This is a genomic window from Janthinobacterium sp. TB1-E2, from assembly GCF_036885605.1.
GTDB lineage: Bacteria > Pseudomonadota > Gammaproteobacteria > Burkholderiales > Burkholderiaceae_D > Janthinobacterium > Janthinobacterium aestuarii.
This window is the reverse complement of sequence record NZ_CP142523.1, coordinates 6079779-6101065: the sequence shown is the minus strand read 5'-3', so window position 1 is coordinate 6101065 and position 21287 is coordinate 6079779. Positions and strand designations below refer to the sequence as shown.

General features: G+C 52.5%; 21 protein-coding genes, 1 tRNA gene and 1 pseudogene. 12 read left to right on the top strand and 11 right to left on the bottom strand.

All coding sequences use genetic code 11. The features are described 5' to 3' along the window. Positions 1-389: 389 nt before the first annotated feature. The 6 genes and pseudogenes from OPV09_RS27480 to OPV09_RS27455 all read left to right on the top strand — a co-directional run bounded on the left by OPV09_RS27480 (position 390) and on the right by OPV09_RS27455 (position 7170). On the top strand, positions 390-1451 hold the full coding sequence (locus tag OPV09_RS27480) for a glycosyltransferase family 2 protein (protein ID WP_072457789.1): 1062 nt from the start codon (positions 390-392) through the stop codon (positions 1449-1451). Between the two features lie 280 nt (positions 1452-1731). Beyond that, complete coding sequence (locus OPV09_RS27475) at positions 1732-3012, top strand: O-antigen polymerase (RefSeq protein WP_338679976.1); 1281 nt, start codon at positions 1732-1734, stop codon at positions 3010-3012. Then, the gene (locus OPV09_RS27470; protein WP_081368417.1) at positions 3009-4217 is read left to right on the top strand and encodes a glycosyltransferase; all 1209 of its coding nucleotides are present in this window, start codon (positions 3009-3011) and stop codon (positions 4215-4217) included. The genes OPV09_RS27475 and OPV09_RS27470 overlap by 4 nt, the downstream gene beginning before the upstream one ends. A gap of 25 nt (positions 4218-4242) precedes the next feature. Further along, positions 4243-4971 (top strand): glycosyltransferase, encoded by a 729-nt coding sequence (locus OPV09_RS27465; protein WP_072457795.1) that lies wholly within the window; start codon positions 4243-4245, stop codon positions 4969-4971. Positions 4972-5068: 97 nt separating this feature from the next. Next, on the top strand, positions 5069-6052 hold the full coding sequence (locus tag OPV09_RS27460; protein ID WP_175560576.1) for a glycosyltransferase: 984 nt from the start codon (positions 5069-5071) through the stop codon (positions 6050-6052). Positions 6053-6229: 177 nt separating this feature from the next. Then, positions 6230-7170 (top strand): annotated as a pseudogene (locus OPV09_RS27455) (IS1595 family transposase). Between the two features lie 59 nt (positions 7171-7229). On the opposite strand, the gene rfbC reads toward OPV09_RS27455, so the two are convergent. The 7 genes from rfbC to OPV09_RS27420 all read right to left on the bottom strand — a co-directional run bounded on the left by rfbC (position 7230) and on the right by OPV09_RS27420 (position 13908). Beyond that, positions 7230-7775: a dTDP-4-dehydrorhamnose 3,5-epimerase gene (gene rfbC / locus OPV09_RS27450; RefSeq protein ID WP_139248403.1), complete on the bottom strand. Its 546-nt coding sequence runs from the start codon at positions 7773-7775 to the stop codon at positions 7230-7232. A gap of 9 nt (positions 7776-7784) precedes the next feature. Beyond that, entirely contained in the window at positions 7785-8678 is an 894-nt protein-coding gene (gene rfbA, locus OPV09_RS27445; protein ID WP_072454890.1) for a glucose-1-phosphate thymidylyltransferase RfbA, read from the bottom strand. After that, entirely contained in the window at positions 8678-9757 is a 1080-nt protein-coding gene (gene rfbB / locus OPV09_RS27440; protein WP_072454891.1) for a dTDP-glucose 4,6-dehydratase, read from the bottom strand. Before rfbB ends, rfbA begins: the two co-directional genes overlap by 1 nt. 54 nt (positions 9758-9811) lie before the next feature. Then, positions 9812-11275 carry an undecaprenyl-phosphate galactose phosphotransferase WbaP gene (wbaP, locus tag OPV09_RS27435; RefSeq protein WP_081368237.1) on the bottom strand — a complete coding sequence of 488 codons (1464 nt, stop codon included), beginning with the start codon at positions 11273-11275 and terminating at the stop codon, positions 9812-9814. A gap of 79 nt (positions 11276-11354) precedes the next feature. Next, a complete protein-coding gene (locus OPV09_RS27430) occupies positions 11355-12773 on the bottom strand; it encodes a mannose-1-phosphate guanylyltransferase/mannose-6-phosphate isomerase (RefSeq protein ID WP_072454892.1) in 1419 nt (472 codons plus the stop codon). Positions 12774-13007: 234 nt separating this feature from the next. Then, positions 13008-13367 (bottom strand): diacylglycerol kinase, encoded by a 360-nt coding sequence (locus OPV09_RS27425; protein WP_338679973.1) that lies wholly within the window; start codon positions 13365-13367, stop codon positions 13008-13010. Between the two features lie 301 nt (positions 13368-13668). Beyond that, positions 13669-13908, bottom strand: a complete 240-nt coding sequence (locus tag OPV09_RS27420) for a hypothetical protein (protein WP_139143361.1) — start codon at positions 13906-13908, stop codon at positions 13669-13671. A 298-nt stretch (positions 13909-14206) separates the two neighbouring features. On the opposite strand from OPV09_RS27420, the gene OPV09_RS27415 reads away from it, so the two are divergent. Together OPV09_RS27415 and OPV09_RS27410 are read left to right on the top strand one after the other, a co-directional pair. Then, positions 14207-14280 (top strand) — tRNA-Gly (locus OPV09_RS27415). A gap of 298 nt (positions 14281-14578) precedes the next feature. Then, entirely contained in the window at positions 14579-15370 is a 792-nt protein-coding gene (locus OPV09_RS27410; protein ID WP_338679972.1) for a S1 family peptidase, read from the top strand. A gap of 91 nt (positions 15371-15461) precedes the next feature. On the opposite strand, the gene OPV09_RS27405 is transcribed toward OPV09_RS27410, so the two are convergent. From OPV09_RS27405 to OPV09_RS27390, 4 genes are read right to left on the bottom strand one after another with little or no spacing between them, the layout of a single operon-like run. After that, positions 15462-16451: a tyrosine-type recombinase/integrase gene (locus tag OPV09_RS27405; protein WP_338679971.1), complete on the bottom strand. Its 990-nt coding sequence runs from the start codon at positions 16449-16451 to the stop codon at positions 15462-15464. 19 nt (positions 16452-16470) lie between these two features. Continuing rightward, the gene (locus OPV09_RS27400) at positions 16471-16716 is read right to left on the bottom strand and encodes a DUF4224 domain-containing protein (RefSeq protein WP_128089133.1); all 246 of its coding nucleotides are present in this window, start codon (positions 16714-16716) and stop codon (positions 16471-16473) included. Positions 16717-16725: 9 nt separating this feature from the next. Beyond that, on the bottom strand, positions 16726-16938 hold the full coding sequence (locus OPV09_RS27395) for a hypothetical protein (protein WP_338679968.1): 213 nt from the start codon (positions 16936-16938) through the stop codon (positions 16726-16728). After that, positions 16932-17084 (bottom strand): hypothetical protein, encoded by a 153-nt coding sequence (locus OPV09_RS27390; RefSeq protein WP_175445091.1) that lies wholly within the window; start codon positions 17082-17084, stop codon positions 16932-16934. The genes OPV09_RS27395 and OPV09_RS27390 overlap by 7 nt, the downstream gene beginning before the upstream one ends. A 94-nt stretch (positions 17085-17178) precedes the next feature. Between OPV09_RS27390 and OPV09_RS27385 the strand changes: the two genes are divergently transcribed. The 4 genes from OPV09_RS27385 to OPV09_RS27370 all read left to right on the top strand — a co-directional run bounded on the left by OPV09_RS27385 (position 17179) and on the right by OPV09_RS27370 (position 21029). Then, the gene (locus OPV09_RS27385; RefSeq protein WP_338679967.1) at positions 17179-18897 is read left to right on the top strand and encodes a terminase large subunit domain-containing protein; all 1719 of its coding nucleotides are present in this window, start codon (positions 17179-17181) and stop codon (positions 18895-18897) included. A gap of 14 nt (positions 18898-18911) precedes the next feature. After that, complete coding sequence (locus OPV09_RS27380) at positions 18912-19958, top strand: phage portal protein (RefSeq protein WP_338682392.1); 1047 nt, start codon at positions 18912-18914, stop codon at positions 19956-19958. Next, positions 19955-20170, top strand: a complete 216-nt coding sequence (locus tag OPV09_RS27375; RefSeq protein ID WP_128140258.1) for a hypothetical protein — start codon at positions 19955-19957, stop codon at positions 20168-20170. The genes OPV09_RS27380 and OPV09_RS27375 overlap by 4 nt, the downstream gene beginning before the upstream one ends. Positions 20171-20642: 472 nt before the next feature. Further along, positions 20643-21029: a hypothetical protein gene (locus OPV09_RS27370; RefSeq protein WP_338679966.1), complete on the top strand. Its 387-nt coding sequence runs from the start codon at positions 20643-20645 to the stop codon at positions 21027-21029. The last annotated feature ends 258 nt before the right edge of the window (positions 21030-21287 follow it).

Here is a 21287-nt window from a genome sequence, read left to right as displayed (position 1 = left end):
AGTCGCTTTCATGCAATGATTCGGTAATTGCTAATAACGCTCAGATTACACACGGCAGCTCGACGGTCGACACAGCAATGGGCGGTAATCGCTGAGTAGGTGAAAACTGCTTGAAAAACAGTGCATTAGCTTGCCACCCATCATTTTTGTGGATTTGTTGAACGCTCACTGTTAGCAATCTAAGGCACGTAGTTTTCATCATGGAAGTTAACATCGAATGCGTTGATGCTGTTAATGGCGCCGATTGGTAGGGAAATGGTTATTATCGTTAGGCCGCCCAGGCTGAATGAATGCACTTCAGGCATTGTGCTTGCTATGAGCACCAGTATCTTGGATTATTTGAGATTTTCTTATAAATAGAAAAAATTCTTTAGAGTCGCGTAAAATTAATGAAAAATTATTTTTCTAACTGTGATAATTTTTCACAGCATGCCCATATAGAATCTGTTTTAAAAATTCAAAGTGCTGAAATTGAAAAAAATATTAGTCAAAAAGTTGATATTTCGATAGTAATAACCACATATAATCGGCCTCAATTGCTAAGAGAGGCAATTGAGAGTGCGATAAGCCAGAGTTCCAAGATTAAGTATGAAATTCTGATAGTAGATAATAATTTCCAAGAGGGAAAAACAGAATCTGAATTGGTGGTTGAAAGTTTTAAATCTGAAAGGTTGCGATATTTTCAAAATAAAGAAAATCTTGGAATGTTCGGCAATTGGAATAGAGGGATTTTATTGGCGCGCGGAAAGTTCGTCACTATATTGCATGACGATGATTTCTTGAAAAGTAATTATTTGGAATCGATGTTCGAATTGCTCAAGAAAAGCAATGGCAATAAATTGTTATCATGTAATATTGATATTGATGACCAACGCTTTGAAAGCGATAGTGGCAAAAAAAGCCGTTTTTTAAAAAGTGTTAAAAAATTAATTTTGAATAAAAAGAGGGTGACGGTAAAAGAAATTTCCATAAAAGATTATTTCTATCGAAACCGTCATATGGGAACTCTTGGAGTACTCTTTTCAAGAGAAAATGCAATAAAAATTGGCGGATTCGATGCTGCCGAATATCCATCTGCCGACTACTTCTTCTTCTCTAAATATGTGATGGAATTTGGCGCGCTGCATTTTTACAAAAACTTGGCAGTTTACCGGATATTCGAGAATGAAAGTATGAAAAATAACGTTATGCAACTATGGGTTGTGCAGGGTTACAAATTCAGGATTTTCCTAATCAATTCGCAGTTGACTAACTCTTCTTGGAAAAGAAGTTTGGCGAAGTTTTTAGCTGTAAATGAAGCATTTTATTTTAAAAAAGATTGGAATGGTACTTACGATGAATTTGCCCTCTTAAAAAGTATTGGTTTGGAAGGCGTTTTGTTGAATAAGTATGTAAACAAATTATTTAGAATATTTTTAAAAGTTCGTTTTTTTATAAGGCAGGATTTTTAATGAATTACTGCATTTCGCTTTTATCTTTTACGCTGTCCCCCCCCCTCGGAAACTTGATAAGTTTATATGGACAATGCAGGCGACAAGCTTAAGGAAATGCTGGTCGAGGCCGACTATAGTTCTGCTAAGTGCAAGCTGTTTTGGCGACGCCACTATTTTTTCGTGTTGTCTATTCCTTAAATAGCAATAAACGTTCACGTGGGAGTTTACCGTCCCTGTCTGTAATTTTACTTTTCTTATTCCTGGAAATGATAGTGTGTTAAATTTATTGAAAAGTAGAATGACCCTTGGCTTGCTGACCCTTATATGGGGCAGTGCTGCCTTAGTGGCATATATTTATGGTGAAAATTATCTCGTACTGATTTCTTTGGGAATTCTTGCCGGATTATTGTTGTTGCCGTGGATTGCCGATTACTTGTCGCCACAAATGGCATTCTCAATGCCATGGATTGTAATATTGTTGTTTTCCGGATTTAGTATAAGTGAAATACACCGACCAATCGGGTTTCTCGCTCATGCTGCCATTTTCTCATCCCTAGTAGTATATTTATTAGTTACCGGCATTGTCGGCGCCGTCGAACCAATAAAAATAAAAAAAATACAATTTGATCAGGAATTTTCCTCAGTCAAGAGCGGAACCATACTATTCGTCCTACTTGGCATTGCCGCCTTTAATGTGATCTATTCTGGTTATATTCCTTTAGTTAATATATTGATGGGGGCGTCTGCGGATTATTTGAGTTTTGGCGTGAAGAGTATTTATGGATTCTTTAATGCATTTGCAAATATGGTTGGATTGACATTTTTTTATTTATATCTTACATCAAAAAAACGTCGCTATTTATTTTTTTATGTTGCAGTAATCATAATATTTTTATTTCTGGTTTCGCGCCAAAATATTTTATCGCTTTTGGTTGAGTCGTTTGTTGTATATTCATTACTGAGAGCGCGCGTCAAAATGAGAAAAATCATATTGATGTTCACTATTTTGATGGTTTGTTTTGGTGCATTGGGTTCACTACGTTCTGGTGATATCAAGATATTGGCGAAGGTGACTCCTCAGTACATGTGGTTACCGGATTCTGTGGTTTGGGGTTATTCATATAGTTTTTTTAATGTGCTGAATCTGGATAATTTGACAAACGATCCCGCAGTACCATATCACGATGCGCAATCTTTGGATCCGTTGATGCCTTCGTTTCTCCGAACCAAACGGGAAGAGGATAGAAGCTTTTTAGAAGATGATAAGTTTACTGTATCCTCTTTCATATTTCCAATATACAAGGATGGTGGCCTTCCATTTACCTTGTTGCTGGTCGCCATTGTGGCCTTAGTAAACGGACTCGTATATCGTAGGTGTATCAGTAATCCGAGTATGCGCAACATTCTCATTTATGCGGTGCTATATTTTTGTGCATTGTTGTCTTTTTTTACCAATTTTTGGTTTTATTTACCAGTAATTGCGCAATTGCCCATGATTCTGGCGTTGACCTGGGGGCAAAATAAATCACAAGAAGAGGCTGATGCAGGCGCAGTACCAGTTGATCGAGTAATCATATGAAAATTTTATATTTGAGCGCGGTAGTTCCGGGCGCATCCGGTAGCGGTGGGAAACGCGCATGTTATAACCATTTTGTTGAGTTGCAAAAAATGGCGACGGCGGTACACGCTGTATTTGTAAGTGTTGACGATACGCAACTGGACGTAGCTATTTTAGATTCCGGGAAGACCAGTTGGAAATTATTCGCGCGTGAAACACCGAGAATTGGCGCCGGGCTGCGTGCAAAGTTGTCTGCACTATTCGATTTGTTCGTTGGACGGTGGCCACGTCAGTGCAAGGCGGCATATTCGCGGGAGGCAATTGCACATATTGCGGAATATATTTCGCAGAATCCGGTGGATGTCATTGTGGTAGAGCATATTTCCGGATTGGCGCTGCTGGACAAAAGAGTGTCCGGAATTCCTGTTGTCTATATATCCCATAACGTCGAAACCCATATTCTGCGCGATCAACTGATTTACTCTTCACAGAATTCAATTTATCGATTTCTTTTCTCTTTGGAACTTCAAAAAATGAAGGTGTTCGAAAAGAAAATCATACAGAAAGCTAATGGAGTAATCTGTATTTCATCGGTCGACGTCGATGAGACCGTAGACTTGGCCGATGGAGCGGCCGATAAGGTAGTACATTGGCAGGAATTGAATGCATTGAAGCCAATCAGATGGAAGTACACCGGAAAAAAACAGCTTCTTTTTGTCGGGTCGGCAAGTTATTTTCCCAATCGTGAGGCAATCGAGTGGCTGGTGAACACTTTAATGCCTGAGATATTCAAAATAGATCCGTCAATCGGTTTGTATTTATGCGGCTCCTCTGCTGCAGATGTTGATCTTCGCGTAGCAGCGCCGAACGTGCATTTTTTAGGGTTTGTTAGCGATGAGATGCTGGAAGAGTATCATCGGGAAAGTGACTTATTTGTTTCACCGATTCGTCTTGGTGGTGGTATTAAGATGAAAGTTCTGGATGTGCTTTCTTACGGTATGCCGATGGTGGCGAGCCGGGAATCAATGAGAGGTATCGATTTTATACAGCGATTCCCTACGATTGATTTCAATGATATTCCCGCGACTGCGCGCATGATCGTTGAATTATTGGTTTCTGAGCAGCGCTTAAACAACCTCTCCGCGACGATCGTTCAGCAACTGAAGGACGAAATTGCTAGCCGTGCAGAATTACTGGATGTCGTCAAGACTCTGACGGTTCACTAATGTGAGAGTTCAATGTGGTGTGTATATGCTGAATAATATTTCTGTATGTCTGGCAACGTATAATGGCGCCGATCATTTACGTGAGCAAATTGACAGCATAGTTGCGCAGTTGCTCCCAGGTGATGAGTTGTTGGTTGCAGACGATGCTTCTACAGACAAGACCTTATCAATCCTGCGTGCCTATGAACCTGTTTTATCGTTGGTGGCAACGGATCGGGCTGGAGGCGTGGTCGCTAACTTTTCGCGTTTGCTAATGGCTGCTTCGGGTGATATTGTGGTCTTTTCCGATCAGGACGATGTGTGGTTACCGGGGCGTTTGGAGTGTATTCGCCGGGAGTTATTGTGCGCTGATATGGTGCAACTGGATGGTGCTATCGTGGACGCAAATCTGCAGCCATCGGGTAATACTATTTCGTCGGTCATTGGTATTCGGAACGGCTTTTGGCGGAATCTTTGGCGCAATTCATTCGTTGGCTGCTGCCTGGCTTTTCGCCGACGCAAGTTTGTGGACGCTTGGCCTTTGCCGAAGACTATCCACATGCATGATTGGTATCTTGGGTTGATTGCAACATTGTTCGGCAAAGTTACCAGAGTGCCGGAGGTATATTTATTGTATCGTCGTCACGGAGCCAATGCCTCGACAACCGGTGAAAAATCAAAATTTTCGCTGATGCAGCAACTCGTCAACCGTGCCGGTATGCTGCTTGCAGTTTTTTCTTTCGCGCTACGGCGACTGTGCGCGCGTAGCCCCTAGCGCCTTTGTAGTGAAAATCTTGTGACGTCGCTGGCGACCGAATGACTCGCTCTGGCGACGGTCAAGCGATACGCTTATCAAATTATTTTGGAGTTGCGTGGAAGTGTCAAAAACCTTACCCGGATCGCACGATATATGCGCTGCCGTTAAAGATGTGCCATCAAGGCCCAAAGTATTGGTGTTGCTGGCGACGTATAACGGTGCGTTGTGGTTAGGCGAGCAGCTTGTGTCAATTCTGTCGCAGCAAGACGTCGACGTTCACGTTTTAGTTGGCGACGATGTATCCAAGGATGGTACGCTGCTTTTGCTTGAAGATAAATTTGCGGGACGCGTTTCTATCGAGTTGATGGGGTGGAGCGTGTCTAGCGGTTCTGCAGGAGCTAATTTCCGTCGGTTATATTTGGCTGCTGATGTCACGTCATTTGATTATGTGGCCTTGGCGGATCAGGACGATATTTGGTTGGGTGATAAATTGAGTAATGCGATCGCCTGCCTTGAACATTCCGGCTCAGTGGCCTATTCCAGCGCAGTAGAGGCATTCTGGGCCGATGGCCGTACCAAGATTCTTGGCCAGAACAAGACGATTCGTGCCGCAGATTTTCTTTTCGAAGGGGCGGGGCAAGGCTGTACGTTTGTCATCCGGTCCGCTATTTTCGTCCAAATTCAGCAGTTTTGTCGGCATCACCGGATCGATATTGAAGCCTTACATTATCATGATTGGTTGATCTACATATTGGTCAGAGCTTGGCAGCTGCCGTGGTACTTCGATGCACAAGTCGGGATGCGTTATCGCCAGCATGCCGGAAATGAGATCGGGTCGCGCGGCGGGTATTTCGCCGTGCAGAAGCGTGTGCAATTGATTCGGAGCGGTTGGTACCGACGCCAGGTCGACGCGGCAGCGACAATTTATCGACTGGCTGCTGGCAACGATACTAAAGCGCTGCGTCTAATTACTTTATTGAGTCACCAACAGGCAATCGGCCGGAGTTTCCGTTTGTCTTATCTATTGTTTCGTGGTGGAAGACGACGTTTAATCGACCGCCTCGTCTTGGTGGTCTCGGCTATGTGTGGCTGGCTGTGAGTGCAATGGCGAGGCCGCGTAGCGAAGGCCGCGCCATTGAGTAATGCATATCCATCCCTTTAATATGACTGATACGCTGAGGGACAGCGAAAATTTCTGGTATATGCCAGCGCGGTCACCGGCGCCTATACTGCGTTGAGTGGATGGCTAGGTGGTAGAGCGAAATGAACCAGTTTTATCGCGCAGTTTGCGCAGTTGAACCGACGCCAGCGGCAAGCAGGTATTGTCCTGCTGCGCGGCAACTCTCCACACGACGCGACCGTCGCGCTGCTGGAAAGTGTGGCCCAGCCTCGATTGGCCTCTCCCGCCTGCCACTCGGCACACTTGCACCGGCACGGCCATGCACACGGTTTGCAGCGCTACCGCTGCATTCCCTGCGGCCGGACCTTCAATGCGCTCACCGGCACGCCGGTGGCGCGCCTGCGCCAAAGGCGCTGTGGCTCGATTATGCCGACTGCCTGCTCGACTCATCCTCGGTGCGCCAGGCTGCTAGCCAATTGGGTGTGCATCGCAACACCACGTTTCGCTGGCGTCACCGGTTTTTATCGCTGGCAAAGACCGACCGGCGGCATGGCCTGCATGGCATCGCCGAAGCCGACGAGTTATATCTGCTGGAATCGGAAAAGGGATCGCGGCAGACGACGCGTCCGGCGCGCCGCCGTGGCGGCCATGCCCGCCAGCGCGGCATTTCCAATGAGCAGGTCTGCATCCTGGTGGCGCGCGACCGCACGGGCCAGACCCTCGACTTCGTCACTGGCAAAGGGGCGCTGACGAAGGCGCAGCTGCAGCACTGTTTGTTACCCGTCATCGACAAGGACGTGCTGCTGGTCACCGATGGCCATGCCGCCTACCGGGCTTTTGCCAGGGAGGCTGACATCAGCCACCAGGCCGTCAACTTGCGCGCAGGCATCCGTGTGCAGGGCGCCGCCCACGTGCAGAACGTCAATGCGTATCACAGCCGTTTGCGGGAATGGCTACGGTCGTTTCACGGCGTAGCGACGCGCTATCTGCCAAATTATCTGGGGTGGCGCTGGATACTCGACGCCGGGCGCATCCGTTCACCGGAAACGTTATTGAAAGCAACACTGGGAGCATTCCCACATCTGACGGTGACATAGCCTTAAAATACGGCTCATGAAATAGTTTTGTTCCAGTGTGGCAGATTGGCCGGTAACGGTCAGGCAAAAACGTCGGCATTGGCCAGCAAGGTACCGACTTTATCTTTGCCGGACAGCAGCGGTTCGCCATCGAGTGGCCACTCAATGCCGATGGCCGGATCGTTCCACAGGAGGCTGCGTTCGAACTCTGGTGCCCAGTAGTCGGTTGTCTTGTAGAGGAACTCGGCGCTGTCGCTGGTGACCACGAAGCCGTGCGCAAAGCCTTCCGGTATCCACAGCTGGCGTTTGTTGGCCGCAGATAAGGTCACGCCTACCCAATGGCCAAACGTCGGAGAGCTCTTGCGCAGGTCAACGGCAACGTCGAAGACTTCGCCGGCCGTCACACGCACCAGCTTGCCTTGCGGCTGCTGGATTTGGTAGTGTAAGCCGCGCAACACGCCCTTGGCCGATTTGGAGTGATTGTCCTGCACGAAATCGCGTGTGACACCGGTCAGTTCGGCAAAGCGCTTCTGGTTGAAGCTTTCGTAGAAAAAGCCGCGATCATCGCCAAACACGGTGGGTTCGAGGATCAGGACATCAGGTATGGCGGTGGTTTGAATTTTCATTTTCAGGCTTTAGTATATTTTCTCTTCGAGCAAGCGCAGCAGGTATTGGCCGTAAGCGTTCTTTTTCAAGGGTTGCGCCAATGCCTCGAGCTTGGCCGCGTCGATGTAACCGCGACGGTAGGCGATTTCTTCTGGGCAGGCAACTTTCAAGCCCTGGCGGTTCTCGATTGTGGCGATGAATTGGCCCGCTTCCAATAGAGATTCATGTGTGCCCGTATCAAGCCAGGCCATGCCGCGCCCCATCAGTTCGACGTTCAATTGCCCGCGTTCCAGATAGGTGCGGTTGACATCCGTGATTTCCAGCTCGCCACGTGCTGACGGGGCAATGCCGGCAGCGATATCGCACACCTGGCTGTCGTAGAAATACAGGCCGGTGACGGCGTAGTTCGATTTTGGCTTGAGCGGCTTTTCCTCGATGCTGATGGCGCGACGTTGCGCGTCGAAATCGACGACGCCATAACGTTCCGGATCGTGCACGTGATAGGCGAATACGGTCGAGCCGCTCGTGCGTGCCGAGGCTTCGCGCAACTGCGTTTCAAAGTCATGGCCGTAATAGATGTTGTCGCCCAGAATTAGGGCCGACGGTGCATCGCCGACAAATTCTTTGCCGATGATGAACGCCTGTGCCAAGCCGTCCGGAGTCGGCTGCACGGCGTAGCTGAGCTTGATGCCCCACTGGCTGCCGTCACCCAGTAACTCGTGGAAGCGCGGTGTATCTTGTGGCGTGGAAATGATCAGGATGTCGCGTATGCCGGCCAGCATCAGCGTGGTCAGCGGATAGTAGATCATCGGCTTGTCATACACGGGCAGCAGCTGCTTCGATACGGCCATGGTGACGGGATACAGGCGCGTGCCGGAACCGCCAGCGAGAATAATGCCCTTGCGTTCGATGGTGGTTCCCATTATTTTTGCTCCTGGGCCGTCTCGCGTGCCGCGTAGTTTTTCTCGACCCACTTCAGGTAATCGCCCGACTGCACATCGCGTACCCAGGCCTGGTTGTCCAGGTACCACTGAACCGTCTTGCGGATGCCGGTGGCGAAGGTTTCGGCCGGCTTCCAGCCCAGTTCGCGCTCGATCTTGCGTGCGTCGATAGCATAGCGGCGGTCATGGCCCGGGCGATCCTGCACATAGGTGATTTGTTCGCGATAGCTGCCGGATGCCTTGGGATCGAGCGTATCGAGGATGTCGCACAAGGTATGGACGACTTCCAGGTTGGCCATTTCATTCCAGCCGCCGACGTTGTAGACCTCGCCCAGGCGTCCTGCTTCCAGGACGCGGCGGATCGCCGAGCAATGGTCGCCCACGTACAGCCAGTCGCGCACCTGCATGCCATCGCCATAGATAGGCAAGGCTTTGCCGGCACGGGCATTGCTGATGATGAGCGGAATCAGCTTTTCCGGGAAATGGAAGGAGCCATAGTTGTTCGAGCAGTTGGTGGTGAGCACCGGCATGCCATACGTATGGAAATACGCGCGCACCAGATGATCGGACGCCGCTTTCGATGCCGAATAGGGGCTGTTTGGTGCATACGGCGTTGTTTCCGTGAATGGTGGGTCACCCGGTCCCAGGGTGCCGTAAACCTCGTCGGTCGAGACGTGCAGGAAGCGGAAACCGTCCTTGGCTTCGCCTGTCAGACCAGACCAGTAAGCGCGTGCCGCTTCGAGTAGGCTGAAAGTGCCATTGACATTGGTTGAAATGAATTCGCCGGGGCTATGGATCGAGCGATCGACATGGCTCTCAGCGGCAAAATGCACGATGGCGCGGGGCTGGTGTTCGGCCAGCAGGCGGGAGATGTGGGCGGTATCGCAAATATCGCCGCGTACGAAGATATGCCGCGGGTCTTGCTCCAGACTGGCCAGATTGCTGAGATTGCCAGCATAGGTCAGTTTGTCAAAATTGACCACGGGCTCATCGTTGAGCGCCAGCCAGTCGCGTACAAAATTGGAACCGATGAAGCCGGCGCCGCCAGTAACTAAGATCATATTGTTATCCTTTTCTTGCTGTGTAAATTATCAAATTTTACACTGTATATTTTGTTAATACGCGCCATCCTTCTTGAAGATGACTTTGACTGTTTTCAGCAGAATGACGATGTCGTTGAACAGAGACCAGTTCTTGACGTACCAGGCATCGAGATAAACGCGCGTATCATAGCTCACGTCGTTCCTGCCGCTTACTTGCCATAGGCCTGTGACCCCGGGTTTCGCCTCAAGATAATAGTCGATCTGGTTGCCGTAGCGCTCCAGTTCCGCATCGACAACCGGGCGCGGACCGACCAGGCTCATTTCGCCCTTCAGTACGTTCCACAGTTGCGGCAGTTCATCAAGGCTGGTGCGGCGCAGGAAGTGGCCGATCGAGGTGATGCGCGGGTCGTTTTTTAGTTTGAAATCACGGTCCCACTCGGCACGGGCTTCAGGATCGCGTTCCAGTAATTCCTTCAGCAAAACGTCGGCATTCACGGCCATGGTGCGGAACTTGTAGCAAAGAAAATGCTTGCCATTCTGACCTACGCGTTTGTGGCCGTAGAAGATGGGACGGCCCGATGCCATGACCTTGGCTGCGATCCACAGCAAGACGGGGGCGCCGATGATCAGTACGCCGACCGAGGCTATCAGATCAAAGCAGCGTTTAATCAGCTGCAAGCCTGGCCGCGCCAGGTTATTGCGCATGGTCAGCAGCAGCACTTCATGTGCAAAGAAATGGTTCACTTCCATGCCGTACAGGGGAAGTCCACGGACGGCAGGTACTACTTGCATATTGGCAACGCAACGGCTGACCTGCTGGATCATGCCCTGATAAGCGTCGATGCCGCCTTGCTCCAGGGCGACAACCGTATGTGGGTCGCCCAGCAGTTTAAGCGTTTGTTCCGGTTTTTCGCCCAGCTGAATGCAGGGCACAATTTGCTTGCTGCGGTTGACATAACGATGTTCGAGGCGGCCTTGACCTTCGGGGATCAGGAACGCAATCAGGCGGTAGCCCATTAACGCTTCCTCATCGAAAGCGCGTGCTGTTTGCAAGGCGTTGTCACCCCATCCGATGATGACCATGGGCCGTATCCAGCCGCCAGCTTTCATCAGCAGGTATTTGATCATGCCACGCAGCAGCAAGACACAGCATGGCACCAGCAGCCAGGTAGCCAGCAGTGCCTCGCGTGAGGAGTCGCGCTTGTCGAGGAAGACCAGGGCAGCATCGATCAAGCCCATGACCATGACGATCTTCAGGAGTTCCTTGATTTCATTCGAGTACGGACGGCGCTTGGCATGATGCCCCTTCAGCTTGAAGATAGCCACAGTGACCAGAGATAGCAGGCTGTAACTGAGCAGGCGCGAGCTATCCAGCCCGAAGCTGTTCAAGTCGGTGGCATCGAGGATCCATTTGCCAGCAAACCAGAATGCCATGAACATGGCAAGTGCATCGGCAAAGGTGAGAAAATATTTTTCTGCCCTATTGCTGCAATACCATTTCACTTCTTGTACAAAGATGCCTTCGATTGGTTTCATGATGACTTGCTAAACCTTATAAACTTCAGTGTGAATTTTTTTGCGATGCCGACTGCGTGGTGATGACGTATCTGATGAGTCAAGCGCGGCCGTAGCGGTCTTCAAAGCGGACAATATCGTCTTCCCCAAGGTAGCTGCCTGATTGAATTTCAATCAATTCCAGCGGTAGCTTGCCTGGGTTGGCCAGAGAATGGACAACGCCGAGGGGGATGTAGGTGGACTGGTTTTCGGTCAGCAAATATTCCTTGTCGCCATTGGTGATCTGGGCAGTGCCCGATACCACGATCCAGTGCTCGGCGCGGTGGTGATGCATTTGCAATGACAGCTTGGCGCCAGGCTTGACCGTAATCCGCTTGACCTGGAAGCGGTCGCCATTGCCGATGGAATCATAGGAACCCCACGGACGGAAGACTTCACGGTGCATGGTGGCTTCGGGGCGTTCCCTGGCGATCAGTTGCGCGACCATGGATTTCGTTTGTTGTGCCTGATCCGCATCCATGACCAGCACGGCATCGGCTGTTTCGACGATCACGGTATTGCGCATACCGATGGCGGTGACCAGGCGGCTACCGCTGTGCACCAGGCAATCGTTGCAATCCTGGATCAGTACATCGCCGTGGGTGCTATTCTGGCTGGCATCCTTTTCCGCCACATCGAGTACGGCTTTCCATGAGCCGATATCATTCCAGCCCGCATCGAGGGCGATGGTCGAGGCATGGCTGGTGCGCTCCATGACGGCGTAGTCGACGGCGATATCGGGACTGGCAGCGTAGGCATCCTTGTCCAGGCGAATGAAGTCAAGGTCGCTCTTCGCGGCGGCAATGGCAGCGCGGCAAGCGGCCAGTACGGCAGGTTGGAAACGCTCAAGCTCTTCCAGGTAACGGCTGGCGCGGAACAGGAACATGCCGCTGTTCCAGAAGTAATCGCCGCTGGCAATATATTGTTCTGCAAGCGCCAGGGCCGGCTTTTCGACGAATTCAAGTACGCGCTGGATCTGCCCGGTTGCCATGCCTTCGGCGCGGATATAGCCGTATCCTGTTTCTGGTCCCGTTGGCGTGATGCCAAAAGTCAGCAAATTACCTGCTTCAGCAGCCGTGCGTGCCAGCGCGATCGCGCGATGGAAAGCCGGGGTATCCAGTATGACGTGATCCGATGGCAGCACCAGCAAGAGTGGATCTTCGCCGTTCTCCATCGCATGCAAGGCGGCTGAGGCGATCGCCGGCGCCGTATTGCGGCGCATGGGTTCAAGTAACATGCGGCTATTTTCCAGGCCGATTTCACGCACTTGTTCTGCGACAATGAAACGCGAGGATTCGTTGCATACCAGTAGTGCTGGCGACACAGTATCAATGCCTGCCAGGCGCTGCAGCGTTTGTTGCAGCATGCTGCCTTGAGTGGACAAGCGCAGAAACTGCTTTGGGAACGCCTCCCGTGAAAGCGGCCATAAACGTGTGCCGGAACCGCCGCAAAGAATCACTGGTACGAGGGAGATAGTCATTTATGCATCATTGTAAATTGGATAGAGCTGAGTCATTCATCATTTGACATGTATTAAAACTTGCTTGGTTGCCGCGCTCGGATACGGTGGCATACGTACTGGCAAAAAATTAATATTGTCGATGGGGCAATATTTTAATAAATTACAAGAATCTTTGTACTCTCTTTCGACGCTATAGAATCAACGACACGCACTTTAGCGCGTCCAGTATTGTAGTTTGCTGCCCCTGTATTCTTATTGGTACGCAACGTTTTCAAGCAAAAAAGCAACAAATACGCACACGGCCGTCAAACTGAGGAGCAATACTGCTCCCGCTGCACAGTCCTTGGCAATCTTGATGCTCGGATGCAGCGACGGATGCAAGTGATCGATCAGGTGCTCCAGCGCGGTGTTAAACAATTCCGCAGCCAGAATCAGGCCACAATTGAGCAATAGCAGAGCCCACCACAGCAAGGAAGGTTTGTACCAGCAGAGCACGATGAGTACCATCAAGGCAGCCAGGCATTGCAGGCGAAAGCTCGATTCCAGGCGGAAGGCGGCGCTTATTCCTTGCAGAGCAAATCCCATGCGCTTGAAGAAAGATTGGTTCTTCATGGCAACTGTAGCGATGGCGTGGGATATGTCAATGGCATGAAAGCGGATCTCTTAAGAAATGGATGAGGATCGCAGGCGTGATCATACGATATGTCATCATTCGTACACAGCAGAAAGACTGCTGCCAATCTTTTTGATGTTGGATAAAAAGTAAAAAAGCCCGTTTTCAAATGAAAAGGGCTTTTATTGCAATAGCTAAGATATTTGAGTATGTCAACTATTGCGGTACCAGGCCTTCATCTTTCGGCTTGAGATCAAGCTGCAGAATGGACCTACCTGTCGCTGCCTGGGCAGCCAGGTATTAATGGTGGGTTGGGGTCGTGTGCGCGGTAGTCGAATCCGAGCTGGCGGCACCGGCCACAACGGCAACTGCTGCGCCGATTGCGATCATGGTGCTGACGCTCAGGCCGGCAACGGTGGTGCCGGCAGCTGCGCCAGCTGCTGGTGCAGCTGCTGCTGGTGCAGGAGCTGGGGCCGATTGAGCCATGGCTTGTGCGGAAGCGAAGCACAGGATTGCCGAAGCGATCAGAATTTTCTTCATGGGATATCCTTTTAGGTTGAACAGCGGGAATGCCAAACTGTCACGCGATTGTAGCAACATTTCTCCTGCTAGTCTGCGCCACACAGTTCACGGTAACAATAATTTATTCTATTTTAGCTGTATACCAAGTTATTCACGGTGTCTGATAAACCGCGATGTTGTTCTCTATCAACAAACCGCTATCGTGCCGATGTGGTTGCCTATGCGTTTTGTCACATGTCGCGAGAATTCCTGACGAGTTCGAACGAGCCGCACAAGTTTGCCAACTCCTTGCCATCGCGCGTAAAATGCAGGCTTCGCGGGTGTAGCTCAATGGTAGAGCAGAAGCTTCCCAAGCTTACGACGAGGGTTCGATTCCCTTCACCCGCTCCAATGAAAAACGGCGGAAAACTTGTTTCCGCTGCTCCTCAAGGCCTCCGCCGCTCCACAAAGCTATCATTCGCAACCTTTGAGGTAACGATGTCTCAGGGACAGTTGCCGTCTATCATCTTCTTTTTTCCGACATCGAGTAGCAGTTCTGGGGTGACAATACGTGACTTTTCCCTGCAGGCAATTTGCTATCCTCTTGAGTTCCTGTTGTCAAAAGCGAACAAATGATAGCGAGGGGCCATATGCCGAGGAATCGGACAAACAGCACGATCTGGATCTTAAGGAAGATATGAGCAATATAATGAAGAAGGCACTCGTAATAGTATGTTTGATGACGCTGGCAAGTTGTGCTGCGCGTAGTCATGGCCCATCTCTTCCTGATAACGCGTCCCTGGTTTTTCCCTCGGATTTGATGTCGGAGAAATCTCCTTTTGTTGAGATTGAGGTTGTTACTGATGGCGCAACATCATCGGGCGGTGGGGTGTGGTTAGGTGATGGTCAGGTTCTTACTGCGGCGCATATTTTTCTAGGAGTAAAGTCACCAGCTGATCCAATATTTGTGACTGTCCACGGCCAAAAAGTGAAGGCTGACGTTGTTTTCCACGGCCAGCCGCCCCACAACGATCTGCTATTGCTGAAAATTGATCAGACATCGTTCCCTGCCTCGCTGACAAAGGTTGTCCCGCCTAAGATTTGTGCAGACGTAGAGCCGGTTGGCGCGCAACTTTATATCCCTTCCCGCGACTCGGTTTATCAAACTTACGCCTCCCCAGCAGGCACGGTTATGTATAAGGGGAAAACTTGGTCCAATTCGACAACGGCGCTTCTTAGTCATGGCATATCTGGTAGCCCCGTTTATCAGGGAAAATCTGGCTGTCTTGCAGGTATCGTAAGTCGAATGGACATTCAGGCAAGCGGGACCGGCTCCCCTCAAAAACAACAGGCATGCATGAAAGCTACCCTTCAAGGAGAGGATGCTCATCTAGGTGTGACATGCACTGTTGATGCCAAAACAATCTTTATGACTGCGGATGATATTCAAGAATTTTTAAAAGAAGCCAGAACATATCTGCAGAGTCGAAGTGCCGGATAAACAGGTATCGTTCTTTCGATAATTTTGATGCGAATTCAAGGTTGAGGGAACGCTGAGAATAGTTTTATTCTTAGTTAGTCAACCTTGAATTCTACTTCGTGGGTGCCACAATCTTTCCTCGTCGCAAGTAGTGCCGTTGGGTTGTCTTCACGCTGTCGTGTCCCAAAAGATCGCTGGCCGCCTGGTCGCCGCGGTCATCCGAAGTATCATCAGCAGCCTTCGCGCGCAGGTCGTAGAACCAAAATGCCATGATGTCCTGAGCCAGCTCCGGTACATGCTTGGCCGCCCGTTTTTTTGCCGCGTCAAAGTGCGTGCGAAGCGCTGGCGCGGTTAGGCGTTTGCCGTGAATATTGGTCAGCAGCGCACCCGTCACGATCTTGTGCGTTGCTTTGCGCATTCGGATGCGTTCCATTAGCTTGGCCAGCTCTCCGGTGATGGTGATGCGCAGCGGCTGCTTGGTTTTCTCTTGCGTAATGACTAGGTGCCCTTCAATGATGTCTTGTTCAGTCATGCGCAATGCATCCGCTGGACGCTGGCCAGTCAGGTAAGCCAAGTCCATCGCATCCCGTAGCGGCGCGCTGCCGTGCATGCGTACAGCAGAGAACACTGCATCCGTAATGTAGACGGTACGCTTTGCCAGTGAGTGGCCTTGGATGCCCTCGCAAGGGTTCGGCAGGTCAGTGTAGCCCCAGCCGCGCGCATGGTTCCACATGGTGGAGAAAACCCGTTTGCAACGGTTAGCTGTGGTCGGCTTGTCGGCGTGGTCATCTAAGAACTGCCGAATGTGCATCGGCTTGATCTGCTCAAGCGGGGCCTCGGAAAAGGCTGCCAGCAGGTGCTTGATGTCTGACCGGTACATGCGCGCTGAACTGGCGGCGAGTTTTGGGACCGCCTCGACCAGGTAGCGTGTTTCCACATCGGAGAACGTCGCGTTGGCAATATGCTCTACCACGAGGTTCAGCTCAGCATATTTTTTTAGGGCCAGGATGAAGTCTGGCCCAAGTGGAATTTCCTTACGCGGTTTGTCCTTGGTGTACATGTAGTAGTACACCTTTCCGCTGCGCTGGATACGCGGATGCATGCACGGCGGCATGTTCAAATTACGTGTGTTTCGTCGGCCCATTTTTATTGATCCTTGGCATTACCCATGTTTTTTCCCGTGGCGCTTCCTTGCGCCCCTCAACTGCAGCGACCGCGACAACCGGCCGCCCGATGGCATTGACCCAAAAGGGGAGCCCCATCTTCCGCAGTGCCTCAATTTGCTTCGTTTTCATCTTCCGGCCGGTCAGGGCGCAAATATCGTCCATCGACAGGAAGGTGGCATTCGTCGCGATGCGGTCCGCCATACCGTGTCCCTAACTCAATGCGGGCGAGATTGCGGCCAGCGGCACGGCGCGGAACATGCCCGCCCACTGGTGATCCAGCTCGACCCACGCATGCAACTCGCCATTGCCCACGTCGCGGCGCAGGTCGTTGACGGTGCCGACCTGGTAGCCTTCATCGGTATCGAATGTCACGCGGTCGCCCAGGGCGATTTGCCGCGGTGAATCGGTCAGGGTGTTCAGCATTGCGGTGCTCCTTTCAGTTTGGCGGTAACGCCGCACACGCCGTAGCGGTCGATGGCGGCATCGATCACGTCGCCGCTGGATGCGGCAACCTCAAAAAATTCAAAGCGTTCGGTTTGCGTGCGAACGATCACGGCAAAGGTGCTCATGTGCCATCCCCTTCAAGGGGTGGGGAGTCAGAGACGATCAGCCGGGGATAGGGGCAGGCGTTGACGGCCGCCCAGGCGGCAATCACGGCTGTTTTTGCCTCGTCGGGCAGGTTGGCCACGGGCGCCGCTGGCGGCGTGGCCGGGGCAGGGCGGTCGGGGTGCGTACAGTTATTTACACGAGTCCGAGTGGGACAAGGCGCAAGCCATCGAGCACGTCGAAGCGTCGGCCGAGTTGCGCCTGGTGAAACTGATCGAAAAAGAGGTCAAGAGCGGTAGCGATTACAAGGAAATTGACTTGCTGGCGCGCACCATCGTGCAGATGGCGCGCGTGCGCCGCTATGAGCAGCCGGGCGGCAATGAGGTCGACCTCAATCCCAAGCTGGCGAACCGCAATGCGGGTCCGAAGAAGAAGCCGACGCGCAACGATTTCAGCGAAGAACAGAAAATCCAGCTGCTGGGCGCCTTCCAGGATTCGCTCTTCGACTATCAAAAGGTCTGGTATCGCAACGGCGACCAGCGCACGCGCGCCATCCTCAAAAGCCGCCAGATCGGCGCCACCTGGTACTTTGCCCGCGAGGCGCTGGCCGACGCCATGGAAACAGGCCGCAACCAGATTTTCCTGTCGGCGTCGAAGTCGCAGGCCCACGTCTTCAAGCAATACATCGTGCAATTCGCGCGCGAGGCGGCCGGCATCGAGCTGACGGGCGATCCTATCGTGCTGCCGAACGGCGCGCATCTGTACTTCCTGGGCACCAATGCGCGCACGGCGCAGGGCTACCACGGCAATTTCTACTTCGATGAATTCTTCTGGACACAGAATTTCCAGGAACTCAACAAGGTGGCCTCGGGCATGGCCATCCACAAGAAATGGCGCAAAACCTATTTCTCAACGCCATCCTCGACCACGCACCAGGCCTATTCATTCTGGACGGGCGAACTGTTCAACAAGCGCCGCGCCAAGGCGGATCAGGTGAACATCGATGTGAGCCATGGCCGCCTCTCGTCGGGTTTTACGGGCGAGGACAAAATTTGGCGCCAGATCGTCACCATCCTGGACGCCGAGCGCGGCGGCTGCAACCTGTTCGACATCGACGAGCTGCGCAACTTCGAATACAGCCCCGACCAGTTCGACAACCTGCTGATGTGCAACTTTATCGACGACTCGGCCTCGGTCTTCCCGCTGGCCGAGCTGCAGCGCTGCATGGTCGATTCCTGGGTGGAGTGGGACGACTACAAACCGTTGCTGGGCCTGCGCCCGTTCGGCAACCGGCCCGTGTGGATCGGCTACGACCCGGCCTTGAACGGCGACAGCGCCGGCTGCGTGGTGCTGGCGCCGCCGATGACGGCAGGCGGCAAGTTCCGCATTCTGGAGCGCCACCAGTGGCGTGGCCAGAGCTTCGAGGATCACGCCGACGCCATCCGCCAGATGACCGGCCGCTACAACGTCGAGTACATCGGCATCGACACGACTGGCATGGGCATCGGCGTGCTACCGATCGTGCGCGGCTTCTTCCCGGCTGTCACGGCGCTGAACTACTCGCCCGAAGTTAAAACCCGCATGGTGCTGAAAGCCAAAAACATCATCAGCAAGGGCCGGCTGGAGTTCGACGCCGGCTGGACCGATATCGCGCAATCCTTCATGGCCATCCACAAGACCCTCACCCCCAGCGGGCGGCACGTGACCTATGTCGCCGGCCGCAGCGATGAAACCGGCCACGCCGATCTGGCGTGGGCCTGCATGCACGCCCTCGATCACGAGCCATTCGAAGGCACCACCGACAACCACCACTCTTTCATGGAGATTTATTCTTGAACAAAGCACGACACATGCGCGCGCGCGGCCGGCAGGCCCAGGGCGCACCATCAACAGCGGCCACGGCGCCGGCCGCCGCCGGCATCGAGGCGTTTTCCTTCGGCGACCCCACGCCCGTGCTCGAGCACGCCGACATTCTCGACTGCTTCGAATGCTGGAAGAACGGCCACTGGTATGAGCCGCCCGTCAACCTGGCCGGCCTGGCCAAGTCCTTCAATGCTGGCGTGCACCACAGCAGCGCGATTCACTTCAAGGCCAACGTGCTGGCGTCCACCCTGATTCCCAGCAAGTACCTGTCGCGTGACGCCTTCAAGCGCATGGCCCTGGACTTCCTGACGTTCGGCAATGCTTATCTGGAAGACCGGCCCAGCCGCAGCGGCAAGGCGCTAAGCTATCAGCATGCCCTGGCCAAGTACATGCGGCGCGGTGTCGATCTGGATACCTATTATTTTGTGAACGGCTATCAGGCCGTGCACCAGTTCGACAAGGGCCGCGTCTTCCACCTGATGGAACCGGACGTGAATCAGGAGCTGTACGGCGTTCCGCAGTACTTGAGCGCCCTGCAATCGGCCTGGCTCAACGAGGCGGCCACGCTGTTCCGCCGCAAGTACTACAAGAACGGTTCGCACGCCGGTTTCGTCTTCTACATGACCGACGCGGCAGCGAATACCCAAGACGTCGATAACCTTCGCCAGGCCATGCGCGACAGCAAGGGGCCGGGCAACTTCCGCAACCTGTTCATGTACGCGCCGAACGGCAAGAAGGACGGCATCCAGATTCTGCCGGTGTCGGATGTGGCCGCCAAGGACGAGTTTTTCAACATCAAGAGCGTCACGCGCGACGACCAGCTGGCCGCGCACCGCGTGCCGCCGCAGCTCATGGGCATCCTACCGAACAATGCCGGCGGCTTCGGCGCCGTGGAACCGGCCGCGGGCGTCTTCGCGCCCAACGAGCTGGTGCCGCTGCAGGCGCAGTTCATGGCGATCAACGAGTGGGCCGGCGTAGAAGTGGTGCGCTTCGCCCCGTATGACCTGGCCAAGGGCGGGGAGGGCGCGGCATGAGCGACCATATCGACAACACGGACAAGATCATCTTTGCCGAGGTGGCGCGCGGCCTGGCCGCTGTGCGGCGCCGGCCGGGCCTCGCGGCGCATGGCTGCTGCCACTACTGCGACGAGGCGCTGGCGCCCGCGCTGCTGTTCTGCAACGTGGACTGCCGCGACGATTACGAGAAGGAGCTGGCGGCCAAGACCCGTGCCGGTCGCACAGGATGACCGACACGCCGCGCTAGCTGGCAGGGCAGGGGCGCGACAGCCCAGCCGCGCCAGAGCGCCCCAGCCACCGCACAAGCCGCCCATGAGGCGGCTTTTTCACGTCCCGCCGAATGATGTTGCTCCAGAGGCAAGAAAAAGTCCCATTTCGGCCCGGCGCGCGCAGTTGTCCCCCCTCCACACCTGCCCGCTATATAGGGGTCTTTTGACTCAAATTTGCGCCATGGCCGAAGGCGCATGAGGACTGGCGCGGCGGGGCGAAGAGGGGGCATGCGATTTGACGCATTTTGACGCAGTTTGAATAGCTGCTGGAAGGCATGGCAGCATCTCCGTGTATGTTAATGTGTTTTTGGCAATGCTCCTAAATGTTCCTGCTTCTTAGATTGATCCTATATCGGGTTTGACGCGATCCTGTTTTGGGGTTATAGTTCTTTCCTGGATTTTTCATTCAACGTTACACAAAAGACAGGACCATATGCCAAACCGTAAACCCTCAGAAGTCGCATTGATGATAATTGTCTTGCTCGTTCGCTCTGGCGAAAAGCGAGGAAGAATTAGTAAGAAGACACTTCAGTTGGTCTCTAAGAGATCTGTGATCAGAGCATCTTTTGTTGTCAAACTGCAGAGCATAATGGATGACTATGGGTATATTTTCACTGAGATTGACGGCGGGGGATATGGCATCATGCCTAGCCAATCTTTACGGGCTGCCAAAGCAATTACTGTAAAGAATCATTGTAACGATGAGGTCTTACGACGTCAGATTCATAAGGGCACTGGTTTGAAGGATGAGCAGAAAAACAGCTTAATGATCGAAATTATGGGAGGCGGTGGAGAACATGATGACGATGCGGACGAATAGTAGCTTCAACCGTGCCTTTTAGTTGCAATCCGAATAATGCTTGATGAAAGTATTTTCATTTTCAGATATGAGGTCGCACTTGTGGCCATGCGAAAATTACCTGAAATTGCCTCAGCCGGGTGGCTGCCGCTGTGAGCGCGAGAGTAAGCGAAAGCTGTTTTTTTGAGCCAAGTTTTAATTAGCGAAATTCCTATTCAAACACCAGCCTTTGTTTTAGTTTTATGGGAGCGAAAGGAAAAAAATGCCCGAGAGCTTGTG